Genomic DNA, 23,654 nt, shown 5'->3' with positions numbered 1-23,654 from the left:
AAGGCTGGCCGCGCGGGGCGGGGAAGCCGTATAATTCGTCAATTTACTTGCCCGGTCACGCTCATGCGCATCCTCGCCGAGGCCCTCACCTACGACGACGTCTACCTCGTCCCCGCCTACTCGAACGTCCTCCCGCGCGACGTCGACACCTCCACGCGGCTGACCCGCGGCATCTGCCTGAACATCCCGATCGTTTCCGCCGCCATGGACACGGTGACCGAAGCGCGGCTGGCCATCACCATGGCGCAGTGCGGCGGCATCGGCATCATCCACAAGAACATGCCGATCGAGCAGCAGGTGGCGGAAGTGCGCCTGGTGAAGAAGTTCGAGGCCGGCGTGATCCGCAATCCGATCACGGTGGGCCCGCAGACCTCGATCCGCGAGGTGATGCAGATCACCCGCGCCAACAACATCTCCGGCGTGCCGGTGGTGGAGGGCGACCAACTCGTCGGCATCGTCACCAGCCGCGACCTGCGCTTCGAGCGCAAGCCCGACGACCCGGTCAAGAACATCATGACCCGCAAGGACAAGCTGGTCACGGTGAAGGAAGGCGCGGGCCACGACGAGGTGCTGGAGCTGCTGCACCGCCACCGCATCGAGAAGGTGCTGGTGGTCAACGATGCGTTCCAGCTGCGCGGGCTGATCACCGTCAAGGACATCCAGAAGGCGCGCGACAACCCGCACGCCGCCAAGGACGACCACGAGCGCCTGCGCGTCGGCGCGGCGGTCGGTGTCGGCGGCGACACCGAGCAGCGCGTCGCGGCGCTGGTCGACGCGGGCGTGGACGTGCTGGTGGTCGACACCGCGCACGGCCATTCGCAGGGCGTGATCGACCGCGTCGCCTGGGTCAAGAAGCACTTCGGCGACCGCGTGCAGGTGATCGCCGGCAACATCGTCACCGGCGAAGCCGCGCGCGCGCTGGTCGACGCCGGCGCGGACGCGGTCAAGGTCGGCGTCGGCCCCGGCTCGATCTGCACCACGCGCATCGTCGCCGGCGTCGGCGTGCCGCAGATCACCGCGATCGACCTGGTCGCCGGCGCGCTGAAGGACGAGGTGCCACTGATCGCCGACGGCGGCATCCGCTATTCGGGCGACATCGCCAAGGCGCTGGCCGCCGGCGCGTCCACCGTGATGCTCGGCTCGATGTTCGCCGGCACCGAGGAGGCGCCGGGCGAGGTCGAGCTGTACCAGGGCCGCTCCTACAAGAGCTACCGCGGCATGGGCTCGCTGGGCGCCATGCAGCTCGGCTCCAAGGACCGCTATTTCCAGGACGAGGCCGACGCCGACAAGCTGGTGCCGGAAGGCATCGAGGGGCGCGTGCCGTACCGCGGCCCGCTGCGCGCGATCATCCACCAGATGGTCGGCGGCCTGCGCGCCTCGATGGGCTACTGCGGCTGCGCCACCGTCGAGGAGATGCGCAGCAAGCCCCGCTTCGTGCGCGTGACCAGCGCCGGCGTGCGCGAGGCGCACGTGCACGACGTGCAGATCACCAAGGAAGCGCCGAATTATCGGTTGGATTGAGGTGGAGCCGGGACTCGGGACTCGGGACTCGGGACCCGGCTGAAAGAGCGAGGCGGATCGAACGCCGCTCTACGTGCGGCGACGGACCGGCGGTGGTGCTCACAACACTGAGGGCAGGGATCCCGAGTCCCGAGTCCCGAGTCCCGAGTCCCGATGCACGACATCCATAGCGACAAGATCCTCATCCTCGACTTCGGCGCGCAGTACACGCAGCTGATCGCGCGCCGCGTGCGCGAGATCGGCGTCTACTGCGAGATCTGGGCCTGGGATCACGATCCCGCCGAGATCGTCCGCTTCGCGCCGAAGGGCATCATCCTGTCCGGCGGGCCCGAATCGGTCCCCGAGCCGGGTTCGCCGCGCGCGCCGCAGGTCGTGTTCGAGCTCGGCGTGCCGGTGCTGGGCATCTGCTACGGCATGCAGGCCATGGCCGCGCAGCTCGGCGGCAGGGTGGAGGGCAACCACAGCCGCGAGTTTGGTTACGCCGAAGTGCGCTTGACCGCGCCGTGCAGGCTGTTCGAGGGCCTGGCCGAGGCGCTGCCGCCGGCGCCGCACTTCGGCGAAGGCGAGAGCTGGATGGGTCAGCCCGAACTGCCGGCGGTCGCCGCCGCGGCGCAGCCCGTCCGCCTGGACGTGTGGATGTCGCATGGCGACCGCGTCACCGCGGTGCCGCCGGGCTTCCACGTCACCGCCACGACGGAAAGCCTGCCGATCGCCGGCATGGCCGACGAATCGCGCCGCTACTACGGCGTGCAGTTCCACCCGGAAGTCACCCATACCAAGCGCGGCACCGAGATCCTGCGCCGCTTCGTCGTCGACCTGTGCGGCTGCGCCACGCTGTGGACGCCGGCGCACATCATCGAGGACGCCGTCGCCCGCGTGCGCGCGCAGGTGGGGCAGGACAAGGTGCTGCTCGGCCTCTCCGGCGGCGTCGACTCCTCCGTGGTCGCCGCGCTGCTGGAAAAGGCGATCGGCGACCAGCTGGTGTGCGTGTTCGTCGACACCGGCCTGCTGCGCTGGCGGGAAGGCGACCAGGTCATGGCCACCATGGCCGAACACATGGGCGTGCACGTGATCCGCGTGGACGCCGCCGAGCGATTCTACGCGGCGCTGCGCGGCATCGAGGACCCGGAGGCCAAGCGCAAGACCATCGGCCGCCTGTTCGTCGAGGTGTTCGACGAGGAGGCGCACAAGCTGCAAGGCGTGAAGTGGCTGGCGCAGGGCACGATCTACCCCGACGTGATCGAATCGGCCGCTTCCAGGACCGGCAAGGCGCACGTCATCAAGAGCCACCACAACGTCGGCGGCCTGCCGGAGCGCATGAAGCTCAAGCTGGTCGAGCCGCTGCGCGAGCTGTTCAAGGACGAGGTGCGGCGCGTCGGCGTCGAGCTCGGCCTGCCGCACGAGATGGTCTACCGCCACCCGTTCCCCGGACCGGGACTCGGCGTGCGCGTGCTGGGCGAAGTGCGCCGCGAATACGTCGAGCTGCTGCAGCGCGCCGACGCGATCTTCATCGAGGAACTGCGCAAGCAGGGTCTGTACGACCAGGTCAGCCAGGCCTTCGCGGTGTTCCTGCCGGTCAAGTCGGTCGGCGTGGTCGGCGACGCCCGCGCCTACGAGTGGGTGATCGCGCTGCGCGCGGTGGAGACCGTCGACTTCATGACCGCCCACTGGGCACACCTGCCGTACGCCTTCCTCGATCATGTTTCACGCCGCATCATCAACGAGTTGCGCGGCATTTCTCGCGTCGTGTATGACATCAGCGGCAAACCCCCGGCGACCATCGAGTGGGAGTGAGCGGAAACAAGCACTTGCGCCGCGCGGCGGCCGCATGCACCGTCGCCGCACGCAGCAAGATTTGCCGCCAACCCGCTGATGCATAAGGACAGCCAGGCACCTGCCACGGGCGACGACTTCGACGCCGCCGACGAACGCTGGATGCGTCGCGCCCTGTCGCTGGCGGTCCACGCCCGCGACCACGACGACGAGGTCCCGGTCGGTGCCGTCCTGGTGCTGGACGGAGAAGCGGTAGGCGAGGGCTGGAACCGCAATATCACGCTGAGCGATCCCACCGCCCACGCCGAGGTGAATGCGTTGCGCGCGGCAGGCCGGAGACTCGGAAATTACCGTTTCCCCGGGGCCACGCTCTACGTCACCCTCGAACCCTGCGCCATGTGTGCCATGGCACTGATCCACGCCCGCGTCGCACGCGTGGTCTACGCGGCCGCCGATCCCAAGACCGGCGCGGCCGGAAGCGTTTTCGACACGCTGATCTCCGACCGCCACAACCACCGCATCGCGGTACAGGGCGGGCTGCTGGCCGAGGAGGCCTCGACGCTGCTGCGGGATTTCTTCCGCCGGCGGCGTTGAATCCGGGGAGGCGCGGCGTCATCCGAAGCCCCCAGATTGTGAAAATGTGATACAAATCACAGTCTAGGGGGTCCCTTCATGCTTCGGGCCAGCGAATTGGCCGTGGGCTTGCTGTTCGGCCTCGGCTGCGGTTTCGCGGTAGTCGCCTATGTCGGCCACAGCCAGCCGTCCGGCAGGTCCGTGCCCGTACCGTCAGGCGGCGTCGCTGCGGCCACCGTCCCGCCGCTGCCCGAGGCGCCCGTGCGGGCGGACGAACCGTCGCGCGCCGGCGCGCCGGCCGTGTCCGGGGCCGCGGCCGCCTCCGCTGGCGACGATCCGCACGCGACGGGCGGACATCGCCGCAACGGCATCGTCCGCTGTGTCGGCGGCAAGCTGTACTGGATACACAAGCAGGGCGGCGTGACGGTGATCGAACCCTATCCGCCGCAGCCTCCCGGCGATTGCCGCGCATCCTGCACCTGAGTTCGGACCGGGCTCTTTCGGCAGCGCAGGCCGCGGGCTGTCAGTGCGACAGGGCAGCGAATGGCGAACGGTTTCGTCGCGCCGCATCGGGCCGCCCGTATAATTTTACATAATATGCATTATGCGAAGCACAGGAAGGCCAAGCGCCTGAGCGGGCGGCCGTTGCTGTGTCTGCTCCCGGACAAGTGCCCCCCTCTCGGCGACGGCGTCGGCGCGTGTGGTTGGTCAGCGCGGAAGGCTTCCGCGAACTGCGGTTGTCCTGCCTGCTGAGCCGGCGCACGGCGGCGGCGTTCCTCGGTGTCAGCGTGGACACGGTGCGCCGCTGGGACCGTGGCCGTCAGCGCGTGCCGTGGGCGGCGGTGCGCCTGCTGCGGCTCAAGCGCCTCGGCGACCTGGGCGCGCTGGCGCCGGCGTGGGACGGCTGGCGGATCGACGGCGACGCGCTGTGGTCGCCGGAAGGGTTCGCCTACCGCGTCGGCGAGGTGGCGTGGTGGGGCCTGCTGGTGGCGCAGGCGCGGGCTTTCCGTGAGCGCCACGACGGCGTCCGCTGAACGATGCCCCGGCTTCGGGCGGCTCGCCATCACGCTCGGCTGCCGTTCTGGCACCATGCTTGCTTGCCTTGCAGGCAGCTCCGTCCGGCATGGCAACGCCATTCGATGGCGCGAAAGTAGTCCACCCGGCCCCGCTGCACCGCCCCGGCACATTCGTCCATGGAACCCGACCAGGCACCCCCGCTCGCCACCGTCATGGACATGCTGCTCGACGCCGTCTGCGTGGTCGATGCGGAGGGGCGCTACCTGTTCGTCAGCGCCGCGTTCGAGCGGATCTTCGGCTATCGGCCGGAGGAAGTCCTCGGCAGGCCCATGATCGAACTGGTCCACCCGGAAGACCGCGAGCGGACCCTGCAGGCCGCCCGCGAGATCATGGCGGGGCAGCCGAAGGCGCATTTCCAGAACCGCTACGTGCGCAAGGACGGCAGGGTCGTCGACATCCTGTGGTCGGCGCGCTGGTCGGAAGCCGACCGCGTGTGCATCGCCGTGGCGCACGACATCAGCGACCTCAAACGCGCCGAAGCCGTGCAGGCGGCGTTGCTGGCGATCTCCGAGGCCGCGCACGCCGCGGAGGATCTGCTGGAGCTGTTCCGGCGCATCCACCAGGTGATCGGCAAGCTGCTGCCGGCCAGGAACTGTTTCGTGGCACTGCTCGACGCATCGGGCCAGACGCTCGGATTCCCCTACTTCGTCGACGAGCACGATCGGGCGCCGGAGCCGGTGCCGCTCGACGCCGCGACGCTCAGCGGCGAAGTCGTGCGGACCGGGAAAGCGCTGCTGCTGACGCCGTCCAGCCTTGCGCAACTCCCCGAACGTCTGCGCTCGGCCATCGGCAGCGAACCGCTGGACTGGCTGGGCGTGCCGCTGCGCTCGGCGCGCGGCGTGATCGGCGCGCTGGTGGTGCAGAGCTACGACGGCGCGGTGCGGTATGCCGAGCGGGACAAGGCGCTGCTGCAGTTCGTGTCCGCGCAGATCGCCGACGCCATCGAACGCAAGCGCGACCAGGCGCGGCTGCTGCACCTCGCCAACCACGACCTGCTGACCGACCTGCCCAACCGCGAGCGCTTCCACCAGCGCCTGCAGGCGGCGCTGGGCGAGGCGCGGCACGAGCACGCACGCCTGGCGGTGCTGTACCTCGATCTCGACGGCTTCAAGCAGATCAACGACCGCCACGGGCACGACGCCGGCGACGTGCTGCTGCGCGAAGCCGCCCGGCGCATCCGCGGCTGCGTGCGGGAAGCCGACATCGTCGCCCGCGTCGGCGGCGACGAATTCGTGGTGCTGCTGCACGGCATCGACCGCAACGACCAGGCCACGGCGGCGGCCGCAAAACTGCGCGATGCGCTGCGGCAGCCGTTCCTGATCGAAGGCGCCCGGCTCGCGATCAGCGCCAGCATCGGCATCGCGCTGTGCCCCGAACATGGCGCCGAGGGCAAACCGCTGATCCGCCGTGCCGACGACGCCATGTACGAAGCGAAGAAGCAGGGCGGCGACCGTTACGTGATGAAGGCCCCCTGCCCTGCGCCTGCGGCCTGACGGCCGCGCCCGCCCCCGCGCGGGTTGACCGCGGTCAAGACGCCGCATCCCGCATCGGCGACGCTGGCGCCGATGCCAGAGGCGGCCCGCAGGCATGGATCATCCGGTCATCCACAAGCGTCACGACGCCGGGCGGCGCGCGCCGCACCTCGCGGACTACGCCGGGACCTGCCGCGCCTTCCGCTGGGAGGCCGCGCGCGCGGAGCTCGCCGGCCTGCCCGGCGGCAGCATCAACATCGCGCACGAGGCGGTCGACCGGCACGTCGCCGAAGGCCGCGGCGACCGCGTCGCGCTGCGGCTGATCGCGCGCGACTGGAGCGTGCGCGACCTGCGCTATGCCGAACTGGCCGCGCTCAGCAGCCGCTTCGCGCATGCGCTGGAGGCGCTCGGCGTCGGCCGCGGCGAGCGCGTGTTCACCCTGCTCGGGCGCGTGCCCGAGCTGTACGTCGCCGCGCTCGGCACCTGGAAGCGCGGTGCGGTGCTGTGTCCGCTGTTCTCGGTGTTCGGGCCGGAGCCGATCCGCGCGCGCATGGCGATCGCCGAGCCGGCCGTGCTGGTGACCTCGGCGCAGCTGTACCGCCGCAAGGTGGCGCCGATCCGCGCCGAGCTGCCTTTCCTCAAGGCGGTCGTCCTGACGGACGGCGGCGACGGCGGCCTGGACTGGAAAACGCTGCTCGATGCCGCTGCGGACGGCTACGAGACGGCGCGCACCGCGCCCGGCGACCTCGCCACCCTGCACTTCACCAGCGGCACCACCGGACGGCCGAAGGGGGCGATGCACGTGCACGAGGCGGTGGTCGCGCACCGCATCACCGCGCGTTATGCGCTCGACCTCGACGAGAACGACGTCTTCTGGTGCACCGCCGATCCGGGCTGGGTCACCGGCACCTCCTACGGCATCGTCGGGCCGCTGGCGATCGGCTGCACGATGATCGTCGACGAGGAGGAATTCGACGCCGAGCGCTGGTACCGCATCCTCGCCGGGCAGCGCGTCGGCGTGTGGTACACCGCGCCGACCGCGATCCGCATGCTGATGAAGGCGGGCGCGGAGCTGCCCGCGCGCCACGACCTCTCCGCGCTGCGCTTCGTCGCCAGCGTCGGCGAACCGCTCAATCCGGAGGCCGTGCTGTGGGGCGAGCGCGCGCTCGGCCTGCCGATCCACGACAACTGGTGGCAGACCGAAACCGGCGGGATCATGATCGCCAACTACGCGGCGATGGACATCAAGCCCGGTTCGATGGGCCGCCCGCTGCCGGGCATCGAAGCGGCGATCGTGCGCCGCACCGGGCGCGGCGTCGAAGCGATCGCCGCGCCGGACACCGAAGGCGAACTCGCGCTGCGCCCCGGCTGGCCGGCGATGTTCCGCGGCTACCTCAGGGAAGACGAGCGCTACGCCAAGTGTTTCGCCGACGGCTGGTATCTCAGCGGCGACCTTGCCCGCCGCGACGCCGACGGCTATTTCTGGTTCGTCGGCCGCGCCGACGACGTGATCAAGTCGGCCGGTCACCTGATCGGGCCGTTCGAGGTCGAGAGCGTGCTGATGGAGCATCCGGCGGTGGCCGAGGCCGGCGTGATCGGCGTGCCCGACCCGATGGCGCTCGAAGTGGTGAAGGCGTTCGTCGCGCTGAACCCGGGCTACGCGCCGAGCGAGACGCTGCGCAGCGAACTGCTGGCGCACGCGCGCAAGCGACTGGGGCCGGCGGTGGCGCCGCGTGCGATCGACTTCCGCCCGTCCCTGCCCCGCACGCGCTCCGGCAAGATCATGCGCCGCCTGCTGAAGGCACGCGAACTCGGTCTGCCCGAGGGCGACCTGTCCACGCTGGAGGAAAGCGCATGAGCGCGCCCGCGCCGCACAAGGTGCGGGTGACGCGCGAGCACGCGCGCGAGCTGCTGCGGCAGATGATCCTGGTGCGGCGCTTCGAGGAGGCCTGCGTCGAGCAGTACGGCGCGCAGAAGATCCGCGGCTTCCTGCACCTCTACATCGGCGAGGAAGCGAATGCCGTCGGCGTGATGCAGGCGCTGACGCCCGAGGACGCCGTCGTCGCCACCTACCGCGAGCACGGCCACGCGCTGATCCGCGGCATTCCGGCGACCGCCGTGATGGCCGAGATGTTCGGCAAGGCCGCCGGTTGCAGCCGCGGCCGCGGCGGCTCGATGCACCTGTTCGACGCGTCGAGGCGCTTCTACGGCGGCAACGCCATCGTCGGCGGCGGCCTGCCGCTGGCGGTCGGGCTGGCGCTGGCCGACAAGTTGCGCGGGCTGGCGCGCGTGACCTGCTGCATCTTCGGCGAAGGCGCCGCCGCCGAGGGCGAGTTCCACGAATCGCTGAACCTGGCGGCGCTGTGGAAACTTCCGGTGCTGTTCGTCTGCGAAAACAACCGCTACGCGATGGGTACGGCCATCGAGCGCTCGGAGTCGGTGCCGGACATCCGCCGTCACGCCGAGGTCTACGGCATCGCCTCGGAAACCGTCGACGGCATGAACGTGGTCGACGTCGAAGTCGCCGCGCGCCGCGCCGCGGAGGCGGTGCGCGCCGGCGAGGGGCCGCGCTTCCTCGAAAACCACACCTACCGCTTCCGCGCGCACTCGATGTTCGACCCTGACCTCTATCGCGACAAGGCCGAGGTGGAGACGTGGAAGAAACGCGGCCCGATCGTGCGCTTCTCGCAATGGGTGCTCGAGACCGGCACGCTGCACCAGGCGGACATCGACGCCATCGAAGCGGAGACGGCGCAGACGATCGCGGACGCGGTCGCCTTCGCCGAAGCCGCACCGCCGGAGCCGGTCGAGGACCTGCTGCGCGACGTCTACGCGCCCCGCCCCGCCGCGCCGGAGCCGCCCGCGCCATGAGCGCGACGCGCCGCATCACCTATCGCGAGGCGGTGCGCGAAGCGCTGCGCGAGGCGCTGCTGCGCGATCCGCGCGTGTTCCTGATGGGCGAGGACGTCGGCCGCTACGGCGGCGCCTACGCCTGTTCCAGCGGCCTGCTGGCGGAATTCGGCGAGGAGCGCATCCGCGACACGCCGCTCAGCGAATCGGCCTTCGTCGGCGCCGGCATCGGCGCAGCGATCGGCGGCATGCGGCCGATCGTCGAGGTGATGACGATCAACTTCAGCCTGCTGGCGCTGGACCAGATCGTCAACAACGCCGCCACGTTGCGGCACATGTCCGGCGGGCAGATCGCCGTGCCGGTGGTGATCCGCATGGCCACCGGCGCCGGCCGCCAGCTCGCCGCGCAGCATTCGCACAGCCTGGAATGCTGGTACGCGCACGTGCCGGGCATCCGCGCCGTCGCACCGGCCACCATCGCCGACGCGCGCGGCATGCTGTGGACGGCGCTGCAGGAGCCGAACCCGGTGGTGATCTTCGAGCACGCCACGCTGTACAGCGACGAGGGCGAGGTGCCGGCCGGAGGCGAGTTCGCCGTCGACATCGACCGCGCGGCGATCCGCCGCGCCGGCGCCGATCTCAGCCTGATCACCTACGGCGGCAGCCTGAAGAAGGCGCTGGCCGCGGCCGAGACGCTGGCCGGCGAGCGCATCGACTGCGAGGTGATCGACCTGCGCACGCTGCGCCCGCTGGACGAAGAAACCCTCCTCGCCTCGGTACGCAGGACGCACCGCGCGCTGATCGTCGACGAAGGCTGGCGCAGCGGCAGCCTGGCCGGCGAGATCGCCGCGCGCATCGCCGAACAGGCGTTCTTCGACCTCGACGCGCCGGTGCGCCGCGTGTGCAGCGCCGAGGTGCCGATCCCCTACCCGCGCCATCTCGAGGAAGCCGCCACGCCGCAGGTCGACACCATCGTCGCCGCGGCGCGCGGCCTGATGCGGCGATGATCGAGTTCCGCATGCCCGCGCTCGGCGCCGACATGGAGGCCGGCACGCTGGTCGAATGGTTGAAGCGGCCGGGCGAGCGCATCGCCCGCGGCGATCCGGTCGCGGTGGTGGAAACGCAGAAGGGCGCGATCGAGATCGAGTCGTTCCAGCCGGGGGTGCTGGCGGAGATCCGCGTCGACGTCGGCCGGCGCGTGCCGGTCGGCGAAGTGCTGGCGCTGATCCGCGGCGAGGACGAAGCGGCCGCGCCGGCGCGGGCCGCCGCGCGGCCGATGGCGCCGCCCGCGCTGCCCGGCGTGCGCATCTCCCCGGCCGCGCGCCGGCTGGCCGAAGCGGAGGGCATCGACGTCGCGGCGCTGCACCCCGGCGCGGACGGCAACATCGGCCTCGCCGAGGTGGAAGCCGCGCGCGCCGCGCGACCGTTCGCGCCCGCGCCGACGGCGCGGACGCCCGCCGAGCGCGGCCTCGACCTCGTCGCCATGCGCCAGGCGATCGCCGCGGCGATGGCGCGTTCGCAGCGCGAGATTCCGCACTACTTCGTCGGCTCGACGCTGGAATTGTCGACGCTGCTGGCGTGGCTGGAGCACGTCAACGCCGCCCGTCCGCCCGCCGCGCGGCTGCTGTACCTGGTGCCGTTGCTGAAGGCGATGGCGCGCGCGCTCGCCGCCGTTCCCGAACTGAACGGCCACTTCGTCGACGGCCGCTTCGTGCGCGCGGAAGCCGTGCACATCGGCGTCGCCGTGGCCCTGCGCGGCGGCGGCCTGATCGCGCCGGCGATCCACGGCGTCGACCGCCTCGACCTCGACGCGTTGATGGCGAAGCTGGACGACCTCGTGCTGCGCGTGCGCGGCGGACGGCTGCGCGGTTCGGAACTGGCCGATCCCACCATCACCGTGTCCAACCTCGGCGAACGCACCGCCGATGCGCTGCTGCCGGTGATCTACCCGCCGCAGGTGGCCATCGTCGGCTGCGGGCAGATCGCGCCGCGGCCGTGGGCGGTCGACGGCGCGCTGGCGGTGCGGCCGGCGATGACGATCACCGTCGCCGGCGACCACCGCGTCAGCGACGGCCGCAGCGCCGCCCGCTTCCTCGCCCGCGTCGGCGAGCTGCTGCAGGCGCCGGAGGCGCTGTGAACGCGCGCGATCCCGTCGAACTGGCGCGGGCCGCCCTGCTAGGGGTGGCGCCCGATCTCGCCGGCGAACGCATCGAGCCGGACACGCCGTTCCGCGACCAGTTCGACTTCGACTCGATGGACTTCATGCACTTCGTCGCCGGCCTCGCCAAGACCACCGGCCTCGACATCCCCGAGCGCGACTACCCGCGGCTGCAGTCGTTGCGCGATTGCGCGCGCTATCTCGAGGAGCACGGCTGGCGGGCCGCTTGACGCCGCGCCCCTACGCCACCGCGGCGCGCGCGGCCCGCGCGATCACGATCTCCTCGTCGGTCGGCACGACCAGCACGTCCACCGCCGTCTGCGGCGCGCCGATGCGCGGCGCATGGCGCGCGTTGGCCTGCGCATCCAGTTCCACGCCCAGCCAGCGCAGCCGCGCGCAGATGCGCCGGCGCATCGCCGCGGAACGCTCGCCGATGCCGGCGGTGAACACCAGCGCATCGAGGCCGCCCAGCGCGGCGACCATCGCGCCGATCTCGCCGGCCGCACGATAGGCGAACAGCTCCAGCGCCTCCTCCGCATGCGGATCGCCGCTCGCCTCCAGTTCGCGCACGTCGTCGCTCAACCCGGAGACGCCGAGCAGGCCGCTGCGTTCGTTCAGCAGCTCGACCAGCCGCGCCGGGTCCATGCCGCGCTCCTGCATCAGGTACAGCAGCACGCCGGGATCGAGCGCGCCGCAGCGGCGCGCCATCATCAGCCCGTCCATCACCGTGAAGCCCATGGTCGTGGCGATGCTGCGCCGCCCGCGCATCGCGCACAGGCTGGCGCCGTGGCCGAGGTGCGCCACCAGCACGCGGCCGTCCGCGCGCGCGCCGAGCAACTCGGACAGGCGGCCGGCGATGTAGGCGTAGGACAGGCCGTGGAAGCCGTAGCGCACGATGCCGGCGTCGGTCAACGCGCGCGGCAGCGCGAACAATTGCGCCAGCCGCGGCTGGCCGCGATGGAAGGCGGTGTCGAAGCAGGCGATCTGCGGCGACGCGGGCCAGCACGCCATCGCCGCGCGCACCACCGCGAGGCCGTACGGCTGGTGCTGCGGCGCCAGCGGGATCAGGCGCTCCAGCGCGTCGAGCGCCGCCTCGTCCAGGCGTGCCGGCGCGGCGAACGTCGCGCCGCCGTGCACGATGCGATGGCCGATCGCGGCCGGCTCGGCGTCGGCGAGGTGCCGGCGCAGGCGCACCATCAGCCAGCGCGCCAGGTGTTCGAGGCTGCCGTCCGCCGGCAGGTCGGCGGTATCGCCGAGCGCCTCCGCCGCGGGCGCGTGCAGCACGAGGCGCGCCCCGGCGCCGATGCGCTCGATCGCGCCGCGCAGCGACGGCGCGTCGGCGGCGCCGCGATAGGCGGCGAACTTCAGGCTCGAGGAGCCTGCGTTGAACACCAGGACGCTGCGCGTATCGCCCACGGGCCGCCTCCGCCGCTCAGCGCTGCCATGTGATCAGCGCGAGTTCCGCCGGCAGGAACGCTTCGGCATGCCAGGGCCGGATGCGCGGCGTGTAATCGGCCGCCGGGCGCGCATCGGGCACCCGCGCTTCGTAGAGATAGCCGTGCACGCTGCCCGGGATCGCGTCGCCGCAGCGCATCGGCTCGCATGCGCCTTCGCGCTCCGGCGCCGGATCCGCGTACGCCTCCACCCGCACCATGTCCGGCGTCAGTCCGCCTAGGTAGACCGGCACGCTCAATCGCCACGCGCCCTCTTCGCGCTTCGCCTCCACGTCGCCGAGGCGGACCTCGTGCCAGCGCGCCTCCACCGCCGTCTGCCAGGCGCGCAGATCGCGCGCCAGCCGTGCGCCGTCGTCCGTCCGCCTGCGCAAGGCGGCGGCGGCGACGCGATAGAACCGTTGCAGATACTCGCGCAGCATGCGGTTGCTGCTGAAGCGCGGCGCGAGGCGCGACATGCTCGCGCGCATGCGCGCCACCCAGCGGCGCGGCACGCCGCGCGCGTCGCGATCGTAGAAGTCGGGCACCACTTCGCGTTCCAGGATGCGGTAGAGGCAATCGGCGTCCGCGGCGTCGGCGCCGGCGTCGTCGCGTCCGGCGGCGCTTTCGATGCCCCAGCCGCAGGCGGGGTCGTACGCCTCGGCCCACCAGCCGTCCAGCACCGACAGGTTCAGTCCGCCGTTCACCAGCACCTTCATGCCGCTGGTGCCGCAGGCCTCCCACGGCGGCTGCGGCGTGTTGATCCAGACGTCGACGCCCTGCACCAGGCGCTGCGCCAGCGCCATGTCGTAGTCCTCGAGGAAGACCGCGCGCATGCGCACGCCGGGACGGCGCATGAACTCGATCCACGCATGGATCAGCCGCTTGCCCTGCTCGTCCTGCGGGTGCGCCTTGCCGGCGACGATCAGCTGCACCGGGCGTTGCGCGTCGCAGAGCAGGCGTGCCAGGCGATCGGCGTCGTGCAGCAGCAGGTTGGGCCGCTTGTAGCCGGCGAAGCGGCGCGCCAGGCCGAGCGTGAGGATGTTCGGATCGAGCACCTGCGCCGCCTCCGCCACCAGCGCCGGCGATTCGCCGCGCTGACCGAGGTGCCAGGCCAGCCGCTCGCGCGCGTAATCCACCAGGTCGCGGCGCTGCGTCGTGGCCAGCGCCCACAGCGTCTCGTCGTCGGCCGCGGCGATGCTCTCCGGCAGCACGTCCAGCTCGCCGCGCCAGCGCTCCTTGCCGCAGCAGGTCGTCCACAGCCGGTCGGACCACACCGAATCCCACGACGGCACGTGCACGCCGTTGGTGACGTGCCGCAGCGGCACTTCGCGCGTCGGCCAGCGCGGGTACAGCGGCCCGAACAGGTGGCGGCTGACCTCGCCGTGCAGCGCGCTCACCGCGTTGGTCTGCGCGCAGCCGCGCAGGGCGAGGTGGACCATGTTGAACGGTTCGTCGTCGTCGCGCGGATCGCGGCGCCCCAGCGCCAGCAGCTCGCGCGGCGGGATGGCGAAATCGCCGACGTAGTCGCGCGAGTACTTGTAGACCAGCGACGGCGGGAACGCGTCGAAACCCGCCGCGACCGGCGTGTGCGTGGTGAACACGTTGCCGGCGCGCGTCGCCCACCACGCTTCCCAGAACGACGTGCCCGCGCGCCGCATGAACCTACGCGCCCGCTCCAGCGTCACCAGCGCCGCGTGGCCCTCGTTGAGGTGGCACACCGTCGGCTCGACGCCGAGCGCTTCCAGCATCGCCAAGCCGCCGACGCCGAGCACGATTTCCTGCAGCAGGCGCATCTCGGCGCCGCCGCCGTAGAGCTGCGCGGTGATGCCGCGGTCCGCCGCACCGTTGCGGATGTCGTTGCTGTCCAGCAGGTAGAGCCGCACGCGCCCCACGTTCGCCTGCCACACGCGCAGGAACAGCGTGCGTCCGGGCAGCCGCAGGCCGACCTTCAGCCACTCGCCGTCGGCGCCGAGCGCGGGCTGGATCGGCAGGCTGGCCGGCTCGTTGTTCGGGTACGCCTCGGTCTGCCTGCCGCCGGCGTCGATGATCTGGCGGAAATAGCCTTCCTGGTACAGCAGGCCGACGCCGACCACCGGCAGGCCGAGATCGCTCGCGGTCTTGAGGAAATCCCCGGCCAGCACGCCCAGGCCGCCGGCGTACAGCGACACCGCCTCGCTGAGACCGAACTCCATGCTGAAGTACGCCACCGTGCCCAGGTCCTGCTCGGGCTGGCGCGCGTACCAGCCGGCTTCCTGCAGGTAGCTGCGATGCTCGTCGATGGCGTGCCGCAGCTCCCCGGCGAAGGCGGCGTCCTCGGCGAGCTTCTCCAGGCGCGACTGCGGCACGTTCTGCAACAGCGCCCACGGGTTCTCGGTGCGCTGCCACAGCTCGTCGTCGATGCGCCGCCACAGCACGTCGCTGGCGTGGCTCCAGGTCCAGTGCAGGTTGAGCGCGAGCTCGCGCAGCGCGACCAGGCTGTCCGGCAGGGGTCGAGGCGTTGCGCTGGGCACGGCGCCGTCCTAGGCGCTGCGCGGACGCCGCGGCGACGCCGCACGCCGCCTCATGCCGAGACGCATGGTTCCTGCTCCGGAACCGCCGAGCGCCGCAGCGCGATGGCCGCCCGCAGGCGATCGTGGGCGGCCTGGAACTTCCGCACGCCCTCGCGCTCGAGCTGCACGGCCGCCTCGTCGAGACCGATGCCCAGCAGCGCGAGGTCGCGCAGCGTCGCCCTGCCCTCGCGAACCGCGTCCGGCAGTCGCCGCCGCGGCCGCCCGTGCGCGCGATACGCTTCCAGGGTTTCCGGCGGCAGGGTGCTGATGGTGTCCGCCGCGACCAGCGCGTCGACGTACTTGGTGTCCGGATAGGCCGGATCCTTGGTGCCGGTGCTCGCCCACACCAGCCGCTGCGGGCGGGCGCCGGCGTCGCGCAGTGCGCGGAAGCGCGCGCCGGCGATGCTCTCCATGAACAGGCGGAAGGCGTCGCAGGCGCAGGCCGTCGCGGCGCGCCCGCGCAGCGCGGCCGCGCGTCCCGCGCCCGCGCCGCGGCCGGCGGCGATGCGGTCGAGCATGGCGTCGACCAGCGTGTCGATGCGGCTGACGAAGAAGCTCGCCACCGAGACGACGGCGTGCAGCGGCTTGCCGCCGGCGCGGCGCTCCTCCAGCGCCGAGAAGTAGGCGTCGACGACTTCCGCGTAGCGCTTCGTGCCGAACAGCAGCGTGACGTTCACGTTGATGCCTTCCGCGAGCAGCGCACGCGCGGCCGGCACGCCGGCGGCGGTCGCGGGCACCTTGATCAGCACGTTGGGGCGACGCAGCGCGGTCCATAGCGCGCAGCCCTCGCGGATGGTCGCCGCGGTGTCGTAGGCGAGATGCGGCGACACCTCGACGCTGACGAAGCCGTCGTCCCCCGCGCTGCGCACGTGGCGGGCATGCAGCTGGTCGGCCGCCTCGGCGACGTCGCGCAGCACCAGCGCGCGCATGATGGCCGCGTCGGTCTCGCCGCGGCGGGCGAGCCGCACGATCGCGGCGTCGTAGTCGCGGTTTGCGGCGATCGCGCGCTCGAAGATCGCGGGATTGGATGTCACCCCGGAGACGCCGTCCTCCTCGATCAGGCGCGCCAGCCTGCCCGAGGCGAGCAACCCGCGCCCCAGCGCGTCCAGCCACACGCTCTGGCCGAGTTGACGCAGCGTCAGCAGAGGATTGGATCGCATGGCACCTCGTCCGCAGCCGTCGATGGCCGCCGCATTCGGACCCCGTCAACCGTCCAGCATGGCCGCGACCTCGCGCTCGGCCTCCAGCCAATCGTCCAGTTCGCGCCCGGGCGCGAAGCCGCGCCGTTCGGCGCGGAAGTACGCCGCCAGCGCGATCATCGCGTGCCGCGTCTCCGCATCCACCCGCATTTCGTCCGCCCGGGACGCGGCGTCCGACGGCTCCGAGGACGCCGCCGCGCGGCGTCCGCTCGGTGCGTGCAGTCCGATGGAGCTCCTGCGCATGCGGCACCCGCTGATACGGCCTCCACCGCACCGTAGCCGGCGCGGACGCCTGCGTGTTGATCGCTGTCAAGTTCCGGCTGTGCGGACCGCGGTCAGTACGGCCACTGCCAGCCGCTGATGTCGGGCATGTCGCGGCCGTGCGCGACGATGTACTCGCGGTGCTCGGTCAGGCGGTCACGCAGCACCTGCTTGACGTGGCCGATGCGCCCGCCGAGGCCCGGCAGGCGGTCGAGCACGTCGCCGGCGAGGTGGAAGCGGTCGAGGTCGTTGCGCACCGCCATGTCGAACGGCGTGGTGGTGGTGCCCTCTTCCTTGTAGCCGCGCACGTGCAGGTGGTCGTGGTTGTGGCGGCGGTAGGCCAGGCGGTGGATCAGCCACGGATAGCCGTGGTAAGCGAAGATCACCGGCGTGTCGACCGGGAACATCGCGTCGAATTCGCGGTCCGGCAGTCCGTGCGGATGCTCCTCGCGCGGCTGCAGCGTCATCAGGTCGACCACGTTGACCACGCGGATCTTCAACTGCGGCATGTGCTGGCGCAGCAGGTCCACCGCCGCCAGCGTCTCGATGGTGGGCACGTCGCCGGCGCAGGCCATCACCACGTCCGGCTCGACGCCCTGGTCGTTGCTCGCCCAGGCCCAGATGCCGATGCCGGCGCTGCAATGCTTCACCGCGGCGTCCATGCTCAACCACTGCGGCTGCGATTGCTTGCCGGCGACGATCACGTTGACCAGGTCGCGGCTGCGCAGGCAGCGGTCGGCGACGCACAGCAGCGTGTTCGCGTCCGGCGGCAGGTAGACGCGGATGATGTCCGCCTTCTTGTTGACCACGTGGTCGATGAAGCCGGGGTCCTGGTGCGAGAAGCCGTTGTGGTCCTGGCGCCAGACGTGCGAGGTCAGCAGGTAGTTGAGCGAGGCCACCGGCCGCCGCCAGGGGATGTTCTTGCTGACTTTCAACCACTTGGCGTGCTGATTGAACATCGAATCGACGATGTGGATGAACGCCTCGTAGCAGGAGAACAGGCCGTGGCGGCCGCTCAGCAGGTAGCCCTCCAGCCAACCCTGGCAGGTGTGCTCGCTGAGGATCTCCATCACGCGGCCGTCCGGCGCCAGGTGGTCGTCGTCGTCCAGGCGTTCGGCCATCCAGGTGCGGTCGGTCGCCTCGAACAGCGCGTCCAGACGATTGGATGCGGTTTCGTCGGGGCCGAACACGCGGAAGTTGCGTCGCGCGGCGTTGCGCTTCATCACGTCGCGCAGCAGCGCGCCGAGCACGCGCGTGGCCTCGGCCTGCGTCTGGCCGGGGCGCGGCACGGCGACCGCATAGTCGCGGAAGTCGGGCAGGTCGAGATCCTCGAGCAGCAGGCCGCCGTTGGCGTGCGGATTCGCGCCCATGCGGCGCGCGCCCGCCGGCGCCAGCGCGGCGAGTTCCGGCCGCAGCGCGCCGTGCTCGTCGAACAGCTCCTCGGGCCGGTAGCTGCGCATCCATTCTTCCAACATGCGCAGGTGTTCCGGCTTCGCGGCCAGCTCCGCCAGCGGCACCTGGTGCGAGCGCCAGCTCCCCTCCACTTTCAGGCCGTCGACGCGCTTCGGCCCGGTCCAGCCTTTCGGCGTGCGCAGGACGATCATCGGCCAGCGCGGCAGGCCGCGTGCGCCGCGTTCGCGCGCCGCCAGCCGGATCGCATGGATGTCGTCGAGCACGGCGTCCAGCGTCGCCGCCATGCGCTGATGCATCGCGGCAGGTTCGTCGCCTTCGACCAGGTACGGTCGGTAGCCGTAACCTTCGAACAGCTTGACCAGCGATGCGCCGTCGATGCGCGCCAGCACGGCGGGGTTGGCGATCTTGTAGCCGTTGAGATGCAGGATCGGCAGCACCGCGCCGTCGTTCGCCGGATCGAGGAACTTGTTGGAATGCCAGGCGGCGGCCGCCGGCCCGGTCTCGGCCTCGCCGTCGCCGACCACGCAGCAGGCGATCAGCCCCGGGTGGTCGAACACGGCGCCGAAGGCGTGCGCCAATGCGTAGCCCAGTTCGCCGCCTTCGTGGATCGAGCCCGGCGTCTCCGGCGCGGCGTGACTGGGGATGCCGCCGGGAAAGGAAAACTGCCGGAACAAGCGGCGCATGCCTTCGGCGTCGCGGCCGACGTTCGGATACAGCTCGCTGTAGCTGCCTTCGAGATAGGTGTTGGCGACCAGCGCCGGTCCGCCGTGGCCGGGCCCGGCGACGAAGATCATGTCGAGGTCGCGGGCGCGGATCGCGCGGTTGAGATGCGCGTAGACGAAGTTCAAGCCGGGCGTCGTGCCCCAATGGCCGAGCAGCCGCGGTTTGACGTGGTCGAGCGTCAGCGGCTCGCGCAGCAGCGGATTGTCGAGCAGGTAGATCTGCCCCACCGAAAGGTAGTTGGCGGCGCGCCACCAGGCGTCGATGCGGCGCAGCGTTTCCGCATCGAGCGTTTCGGACGCGCCGGTGGCGCGCAGCGCTGTATCGTCCCGCACGGCATCACCTGTCGGAGGATCCGCCGACGGCGCCGCCGCGCGGCCCGTGCGAATCGCGATCGACGCTACGCTTCGGTGCGACGCGCGGCTTGATTTCGGTCAAGCCGTGCGCCGCGGCGAGGCGCGGCGTGATTCCGCGGCGGACGGCGTGGCGCGCGGCTGTCCGCCCGCGCCGCGCGCGTTGCCGCGTGCGGTCCCGGGGCCCGGCGGCGCCGGCGCGGGCCGCCGGGCAAAACCCGTGCGGCTTACGGTGCGGCCGGCGCGGCGCTGCCGGACGACGCGCCGGCGAAATCGACCACCAGCGTGACGCGGCGATTGTTCTCGCCCTCGTCGTGCGTCTTGCCGCGATCGACCTGGCGGCTGACCGCCTCGCCGTAGCTGACGGTGCGCACCTTGTCCGCGGACATGCCGCCGGTGTTCACCAGATAGTCGCGCACGGCCTGCGCGCGCTTCATGCCGAGGCGCAGGTTGTAGCCCGCCGAACCGGCCGGATCGGCGAAACCTTCCACGGTGACGACGGCGTTCGGATAGCGGCCGCCGACGACCTTGGCGAAGTCGTCGAGCAGCGGCTTGTCCTGGTCGCGCAGCGTCGCGTCGTTGAAGGCGAAGTGCGCGATCGCGTCGACGCGCACGCGGCCGCCCATCTCGGCGATCTTGGCGTCGTACTGCGCGAACTTCTGCCGCATCTCCTGCGTCAGCGCGTCGATCTGCTGCTGCTGCTTCTGGTCGTTGGCCCGCAGCTCGGCGATGGCGGCGTCGAAATCCGTTTTCTTGACGTACTGTGCGCAGCCGCCGAGTGCGATTGCCGCGAGGCTTAACGGAACAATCACGAACCGGAACGCTTTGCTGGCCATGGCTCTTCTCCTCTTCAGCCTGCGGCGGGGGCCCCATCCTGCAAGTCGCGCCGCGCCGACCGCAAGATTTCGTGGCTCCGGACTCACTGTTCGTTCAGGCTAGGAGCCTCGTCTCGAAGCGGGATTGACCTGCATCAACCTGCCGCGCGGCGACGACCTACCGATAAGCCGGCGCCTCGATCGGCTCCAGCCTGGATGCTCGCCGCGCCGGATACAGCCCGAAGAACACGCCCAGCAGGGAGGCGATCAGGAACGCCGCCGCGACCGCAACCAGGCCGACGACCATCGTCATGCCCGCGACCAGGTTGACCGCGACCGCCGCCGCCGCGCCGACGAGCGCACCGGCCAGGCAACCCGCCACCGAAAGCGTCACCGCCTCGAGCAGGAACTGCATCAGGAGGTCGCGCCGGCGCGCACCGATCGCGACGCGCACGCCGATCTCGCGCGTACGCTCGGTGACCGAAACCAACATGATGTTCATGCTGGCGATGCCGCCGATTGGCGTCGCAGGCAGCGTCCCCGTTCGCCGCGAAACCGGACTGGCCTCGATCAACATCGCCGCGGTTGGCCGGCAGCGCGCGCAACCGCGGCGTTGACGTGCGTCAAGCCGGCGAGCCGCGCGGTCCGTTAGCAATCGAGGCACGAGGCCATGGCCGTGACCGCATCCGATCCGGCGACGCGCGAGCGCGTGCTGCACGAGGAGCTCGCGCGGCTGCATCGCGAGTTGCACCCGCATGCAACGCGCACGCTGCGGTTGCGCGCCGAGGCGCGCCTCGACCGCGATCTCGGTCTCGACAGCCTCGCCCGCATCGAGCTGCTGGCGCGCCTGGAGCAGCGCCTGGGCGTGGCACTGCACGAGCGCGAAGGACTGGCCGCGATGACGCCGGCCGAGCTGCTGCAGGCGCTCGCCCGCGCCACGCCGCGCGCCGCCGCCGTCGAGCTGGGCACGGCGGCCGAGATAGGCGCGCAGCCGTTCGAAGTACCCGAGGACGCGCGCACGTTGAACGAAGTCCTCGCCTGGCACGCGGCCCGTCATCCGCAGCGCCTGCACGTGCATTTCGAAGGCGGCGACGCCGACGGCACGGAGCTGACCTTCGGCGCGCTGCACGAAACCGCACTGCGCCTCGCCGCCGGGCTGCAGGCGCTGCGCCTCGCGCCCGGCGAGCCGGTGGCGCTGATGCTGCCGACGCACCCGGATTTCCTGATCGCCTTCTGCGGCGCGCTGCTCGCCGGCGCCGTGCCGGTGCCGCTGTATCCGCCGGCGCGGCCCGCCGATCTCGCCGACTACTGGCGCCGCCAGGCCGGCATCCTGCGCAACTGCGCGGCGCGCTTCCTGCTCGCCGACGAGGCGCTGCTCGCGCACCGTCACCTGCTGCGCGGTCTGACCGGACCTATCGAACGGGTGCTCGCGGTGAAGGCGCTCGGCGCCGGCGCGGCGGCGGCCGAGCCGGCGCACGCCGGACCCGACGATCTCGCCCTGCTGCAATACACCTCGGGCAGCACCGCCGACCCCAAGGGCGTGATGGTCAGCCACGCCAACATCCTCGCCAACCTGCGCGTCATGGGCGACGTGGTGGATATCGGCGCCGACGACCTGTTCGTCAGCTGGCTGCCGCTGTATCACGACATGGGCCTGATCGGCGCCTGGCTGGGCAGCCTCTACTTCGGCACGCCGCTGGTGCTGATGCCGCCGCAGACCTTCCTGCTGCGGCCGCAGCGCTGGCTGTGGGCGATCCACCGCTACCGCGCGACGATGTCGGCGGCGCCCAACTTCGCGCTGGAACTCTGCCTGCACCGCGTCGCCGACGAGCAGCTGCAGGGGCTGGACCTGCAGCGCCTGCGCCTGCTGTTCTGCGGCGCCGAGCCGGTGTTCGCGGAAACGCTGCAGCGCTTCGCCGCGCGCTTCGCCGCGTACGGCCTGCATGCGGAAGCGCCCTATCCGGTCTACGGCCTGGCGGAGAACGCGCTGGCGCTGACCTTCCCGCCGCCGGGCCGCGCGCCGCGCGTGCTGCGCGTCGACCGCGACCGCCTGCTCGCGGAGGCGGTCGCGGTGCCGGCGGCGGATCCCGCGCGCGCCGCGCTGGACTTCGTCTCCTGCGGCCTGCCGCTGCCCGGCCACGAAGTGCGCATCGTCGACGAGGACGACCGCGAGCTGCCCGACGGCCGCCAGGGCATCGTGCAGTTCCAGGGCCCCTCGGCCAGCCGCGGCTACTACCGCGCGGAGGCGGCGACGCGCGGCCTGCTGCACGGCGCCTGGCGCGACACCGGCGACCTCGGCTTCGTACATGACGGCGAGCTGTACGTCACCGGCCGCGTCAAGGACGTGGTGATCCGCGCCGGCCGCCACCTGCACCCGCAGGCGATCGAGCAGCGCGTCGGCGGCCTCGATGGCGTGCGCCGCGGACGCGTCGCCGTGTTCGGCGCGCAGGCGCCCGACACCGGCACCGAGCGGCTGGTCGTGGTGGCGGAGACGCGGCTGCAGGAACGCGCCGCGCGCGAGGCGCTGCACGCCCGCATCCAGGCCGCGGTCACCGAGGCGGCCGGCGAACCCGCCGACGAGATCGTGCTCGCCGCGCCCGGCACGGTCCTGAAGACCTCCAGCGGCAAGCTGCGCCGCGCCGCCTGCCGCGTGGCCTACGCATCGGGCCGGCTGGGCGCGCCGCCGCGCGGCGCGCTGGTCCGCGTGCTGGCGCGCGGGCTGATGGAGAATCTGCGCAGCCGCCTGCGCCGCGCAGGCGCCCTCGCCTACGCCGGCTACGCCTGGGCTCTGTTCGGCCTGATCGCCGCGCCTGCGGCGCTGGCCACGCTGCTGCTGCCGGATCTGCCGCGCCGCTGGCGAGCCGTGCAACATCTTCTCGAAGGCCTGCGCCGCGCGGCGGGCGTGCCGCTGTCGATCCGCGGCGCCGCGCCGCCCGCCGGGCCCTGCATCTTCGTCGCCAACCACGCGAGTTACGCCGACACGCTGCTGCTGGTGCGCGCGTTGCCGCGGCCGGTCGCGTTCGTCGCCAAGGCCGAACTGCAGCGACGCCCGTTGCTGGGCCCGCTGCTGGCGCGCTTCGGCGCGGTGTTCGTGGCGCGGCTCGAGCCGGCGCATTGCGTCGACGTCGTGCGCGCCGCCGCCGCCGGCCGGCGCGACTTCCTGTTCTTCCCCGAAGGCACCTTCCTGCGCATGCCGGGCCTGCTGCCGTTCCACATGGGCGCGTTCGTCGCCGCGGCGGAGGCCGGGCTGCCGGTGGTGCCGATCGCGCTGCGCGGCACGCGCATGCTGATGCGCGGCGACGACTGGTTCCCGCGCCGCGGCGCGCTGGAGGTGGAGTTCGGTCCGGCGCTGCCGCCGCGGTCCGGCGCCGACCGCTGGCAGGAGGCGCTGCGGCTGCACCGGGAAGCGCGCGCCTTCCTGCTCGCGCGCGTCGGCGAGCCGGACGCCGGCGCGGCGGGCTTCACGATGCCCGCCGGCGCGCTGTGA

20 protein-coding genes are annotated in these 23,654 nt (G+C 71.9%); 13 read left to right on the top strand and 7 right to left on the bottom strand.

The genetic code is table 11. The annotated features are described in order from the left end of the window. Positions 1–63: 63 nt before the first annotated feature. The 11 genes from guaB to MBSD_RS11835 all read left to right on the top strand — a co-directional run bounded on the left by guaB (position 64) and on the right by MBSD_RS11835 (position 11,654). Complete coding sequence (gene guaB, locus MBSD_RS11885) at positions 64–1,521, top strand: IMP dehydrogenase (RefSeq protein ID WP_062537520.1); 1,458 nt, start codon at positions 64–66, stop codon at positions 1,519–1,521. 153 nt (positions 1,522–1,674) lie between these two features. Then, positions 1,675–3,315: a glutamine-hydrolyzing GMP synthase gene (gene guaA / locus MBSD_RS11880; RefSeq protein WP_062537519.1), complete on the top strand. Its 1,641-nt coding sequence runs from the start codon at positions 1,675–1,677 to the stop codon at positions 3,313–3,315. 78 nt (positions 3,316–3,393) lie between these two features. Next, positions 3,394–3,888: a tRNA adenosine(34) deaminase TadA gene (gene tadA, locus MBSD_RS11875; protein WP_062537518.1), complete on the top strand. Its 495-nt coding sequence runs from the start codon at positions 3,394–3,396 to the stop codon at positions 3,886–3,888. 102 nt (positions 3,889–3,990) lie between these two features. After that, positions 3,991–4,350: a hypothetical protein gene (locus MBSD_RS11870; protein ID WP_062537517.1), complete on the top strand. Its 360-nt coding sequence runs from the start codon at positions 3,991–3,993 to the stop codon at positions 4,348–4,350. 215 nt (positions 4,351–4,565) lie between these two features. Beyond that, positions 4,566–4,901, top strand: a complete 336-nt coding sequence (locus tag MBSD_RS11865; RefSeq protein ID WP_062537516.1) for a VC1465 family Xer recombination activation factor — start codon at positions 4,566–4,568, stop codon at positions 4,899–4,901. A gap of 159 nt (positions 4,902–5,060) precedes the next feature. Then, positions 5,061–6,437 carry a sensor domain-containing protein gene (locus MBSD_RS11860; protein WP_062537515.1) on the top strand — a complete coding sequence of 459 codons (1,377 nt, stop codon included), beginning with the start codon at positions 5,061–5,063 and terminating at the stop codon, positions 6,435–6,437. Between the two features lie 94 nt (positions 6,438–6,531). Beyond that, on the top strand, positions 6,532–8,274 hold the full coding sequence (acsA, locus tag MBSD_RS11855; RefSeq protein ID WP_062537514.1) for an acetate--CoA ligase: 1,743 nt from the start codon (positions 6,532–6,534) through the stop codon (positions 8,272–8,274). Then, a complete protein-coding gene (gene pdhA, locus MBSD_RS11850; protein WP_062537513.1) occupies positions 8,271–9,287 on the top strand; it encodes a pyruvate dehydrogenase (acetyl-transferring) E1 component subunit alpha in 1,017 nt (338 codons plus the stop codon). The genes acsA and pdhA overlap by 4 nt, the downstream gene beginning before the upstream one ends. Further along, positions 9,284–10,273, top strand: a complete 990-nt coding sequence (locus MBSD_RS11845; RefSeq protein WP_062537512.1) for an alpha-ketoacid dehydrogenase subunit beta — start codon at positions 9,284–9,286, stop codon at positions 10,271–10,273. Before pdhA ends, MBSD_RS11845 begins: the two co-directional genes overlap by 4 nt. Next, entirely contained in the window at positions 10,270–11,403 is a 1,134-nt protein-coding gene (locus MBSD_RS11840; protein ID WP_062537511.1) for a dihydrolipoamide acetyltransferase family protein, read from the top strand. Before MBSD_RS11845 ends, MBSD_RS11840 begins: the two co-directional genes overlap by 4 nt. Beyond that, positions 11,400–11,654 carry an acyl carrier protein gene (locus MBSD_RS11835; RefSeq protein ID WP_062537510.1) on the top strand — a complete coding sequence of 85 codons (255 nt, stop codon included), beginning with the start codon at positions 11,400–11,402 and terminating at the stop codon, positions 11,652–11,654. Before MBSD_RS11840 ends, MBSD_RS11835 begins: the two co-directional genes overlap by 4 nt. A gap of 10 nt (positions 11,655–11,664) precedes the next feature. Here MBSD_RS11835 and MBSD_RS11830 read toward each other — a convergent pair whose 3' ends face one another. The 7 genes from MBSD_RS11830 to MBSD_RS15645 all read right to left on the bottom strand — a co-directional run bounded on the left by MBSD_RS11830 (position 11,665) and on the right by MBSD_RS15645 (position 20,669). Continuing rightward, the gene (locus MBSD_RS11830) at positions 11,665–12,840 is read right to left on the bottom strand and encodes an acetate/propionate family kinase (RefSeq protein WP_062537509.1); all 1,176 of its coding nucleotides are present in this window, start codon (positions 12,838–12,840) and stop codon (positions 11,665–11,667) included. 16 nt (positions 12,841–12,856) lie between these two features. Then, entirely contained in the window at positions 12,857–15,367 is a 2,511-nt protein-coding gene (gene glgP, locus MBSD_RS11825; protein WP_062537508.1) for an alpha-glucan family phosphorylase, read from the bottom strand. A 50-nt stretch (positions 15,368–15,417) separates the two neighbouring features. Beyond that, the gene (gene tal, locus MBSD_RS11820; RefSeq protein ID WP_062537507.1) at positions 15,418–16,566 is read right to left on the bottom strand and encodes a transaldolase; all 1,149 of its coding nucleotides are present in this window, start codon (positions 16,564–16,566) and stop codon (positions 15,418–15,420) included. 45 nt (positions 16,567–16,611) lie between these two features. Beyond that, a complete protein-coding gene (locus MBSD_RS11815; RefSeq protein ID WP_237071800.1) occupies positions 16,612–16,749 on the bottom strand; it encodes a DUF2934 domain-containing protein in 138 nt (45 codons plus the stop codon). 191 nt (positions 16,750–16,940) lie between these two features. Further along, positions 16,941–19,334, bottom strand: coding sequence for a phosphoketolase family protein (locus MBSD_RS11810; RefSeq protein WP_237071799.1), 2,394 nt, complete (start codon positions 19,332–19,334; stop codon positions 16,941–16,943). Positions 19,335–19,579: 245 nt separating this feature from the next. Next, positions 19,580–20,188 (bottom strand): OmpA family protein, encoded by a 609-nt coding sequence (locus tag MBSD_RS11805; protein WP_062537506.1) that lies wholly within the window; start codon positions 20,186–20,188, stop codon positions 19,580–19,582. 157 nt (positions 20,189–20,345) lie between these two features. Beyond that, positions 20,346–20,669: an ABC transporter permease gene (locus tag MBSD_RS15645; protein WP_062537505.1), complete on the bottom strand. Its 324-nt coding sequence runs from the start codon at positions 20,667–20,669 to the stop codon at positions 20,346–20,348. Between MBSD_RS15645 and MBSD_RS15910 the strand changes: the two genes are divergently transcribed. After that, entirely contained in the window at positions 20,659–20,784 is a 126-nt protein-coding gene (locus MBSD_RS15910) for a hypothetical protein (RefSeq protein ID WP_272898342.1), read from the top strand. The genes MBSD_RS15645 and MBSD_RS15910 overlap by 11 nt on opposite strands. 53 nt (positions 20,785–20,837) lie before the next feature. Beyond that, positions 20,838–23,654 (top strand): AMP-binding protein, encoded by a 2,817-nt coding sequence (locus tag MBSD_RS11795; RefSeq protein WP_062537504.1) that lies wholly within the window; start codon positions 20,838–20,840, stop codon positions 23,652–23,654.

Source organism: Mizugakiibacter sediminis, from assembly GCF_000953855.2.
In the GTDB taxonomy this organism is placed as follows: Bacteria; Pseudomonadota; Gammaproteobacteria; order Xanthomonadales; family Rhodanobacteraceae; genus Mizugakiibacter; species Mizugakiibacter sediminis.
Note: the sequence above shows the minus strand (reverse complement) of the source record. Positions and strands in the feature narration are given on the sequence as shown.

Coding starts and splice junctions, on each gene's coding strand:
- guaB (WP_062537520.1), top strand. CDS start 64: ATGCGCATCCTCGCCGAGGCCCTCACCTACGACGACGTCTACCTCGTC.
- guaA (WP_062537519.1), top strand. CDS start 1,675: ATGCACGACATCCATAGCGACAAGATCCTCATCCTCGACTTCGGCGCG.
- tadA (WP_062537518.1), top strand. CDS start 3,394: ATGCATAAGGACAGCCAGGCACCTGCCACGGGCGACGACTTCGACGCC.
- MBSD_RS11860 (WP_062537515.1), top strand. CDS start 5,061: ATGGAACCCGACCAGGCACCCCCGCTCGCCACCGTCATGGACATGCTG.
- acsA (WP_062537514.1), top strand. CDS start 6,532: ATGGATCATCCGGTCATCCACAAGCGTCACGACGCCGGGCGGCGCGCG.
- pdhA (WP_062537513.1), top strand. CDS start 8,271: ATGAGCGCGCCCGCGCCGCACAAGGTGCGGGTGACGCGCGAGCACGCG.
- MBSD_RS11845 (WP_062537512.1), top strand. CDS start 9,284: ATGAGCGCGACGCGCCGCATCACCTATCGCGAGGCGGTGCGCGAAGCG.
- MBSD_RS11840 (WP_062537511.1), top strand. CDS start 10,270: ATGATCGAGTTCCGCATGCCCGCGCTCGGCGCCGACATGGAGGCCGGC.
- tal (WP_062537507.1), bottom strand. CDS start 16,566: ATGCGATCCAATCCTCTGCTGACGCTGCGTCAACTCGGCCAGAGCGTG.
- MBSD_RS11805 (WP_062537506.1), bottom strand. CDS start 20,188: ATGGCCAGCAAAGCGTTCCGGTTCGTGATTGTTCCGTTAAGCCTCGCG.
- MBSD_RS15910 (WP_272898342.1), top strand. CDS start 20,659: ATGATGTTCATGCTGGCGATGCCGCCGATTGGCGTCGCAGGCAGCGTC.
- MBSD_RS15645 (WP_062537505.1), bottom strand. CDS start 20,669: ATGAACATCATGTTGGTTTCGGTCACCGAGCGTACGCGCGAGATCGGC.
- MBSD_RS11795 (WP_062537504.1), top strand. CDS start 20,838: ATGGCCGTGACCGCATCCGATCCGGCGACGCGCGAGCGCGTGCTGCAC.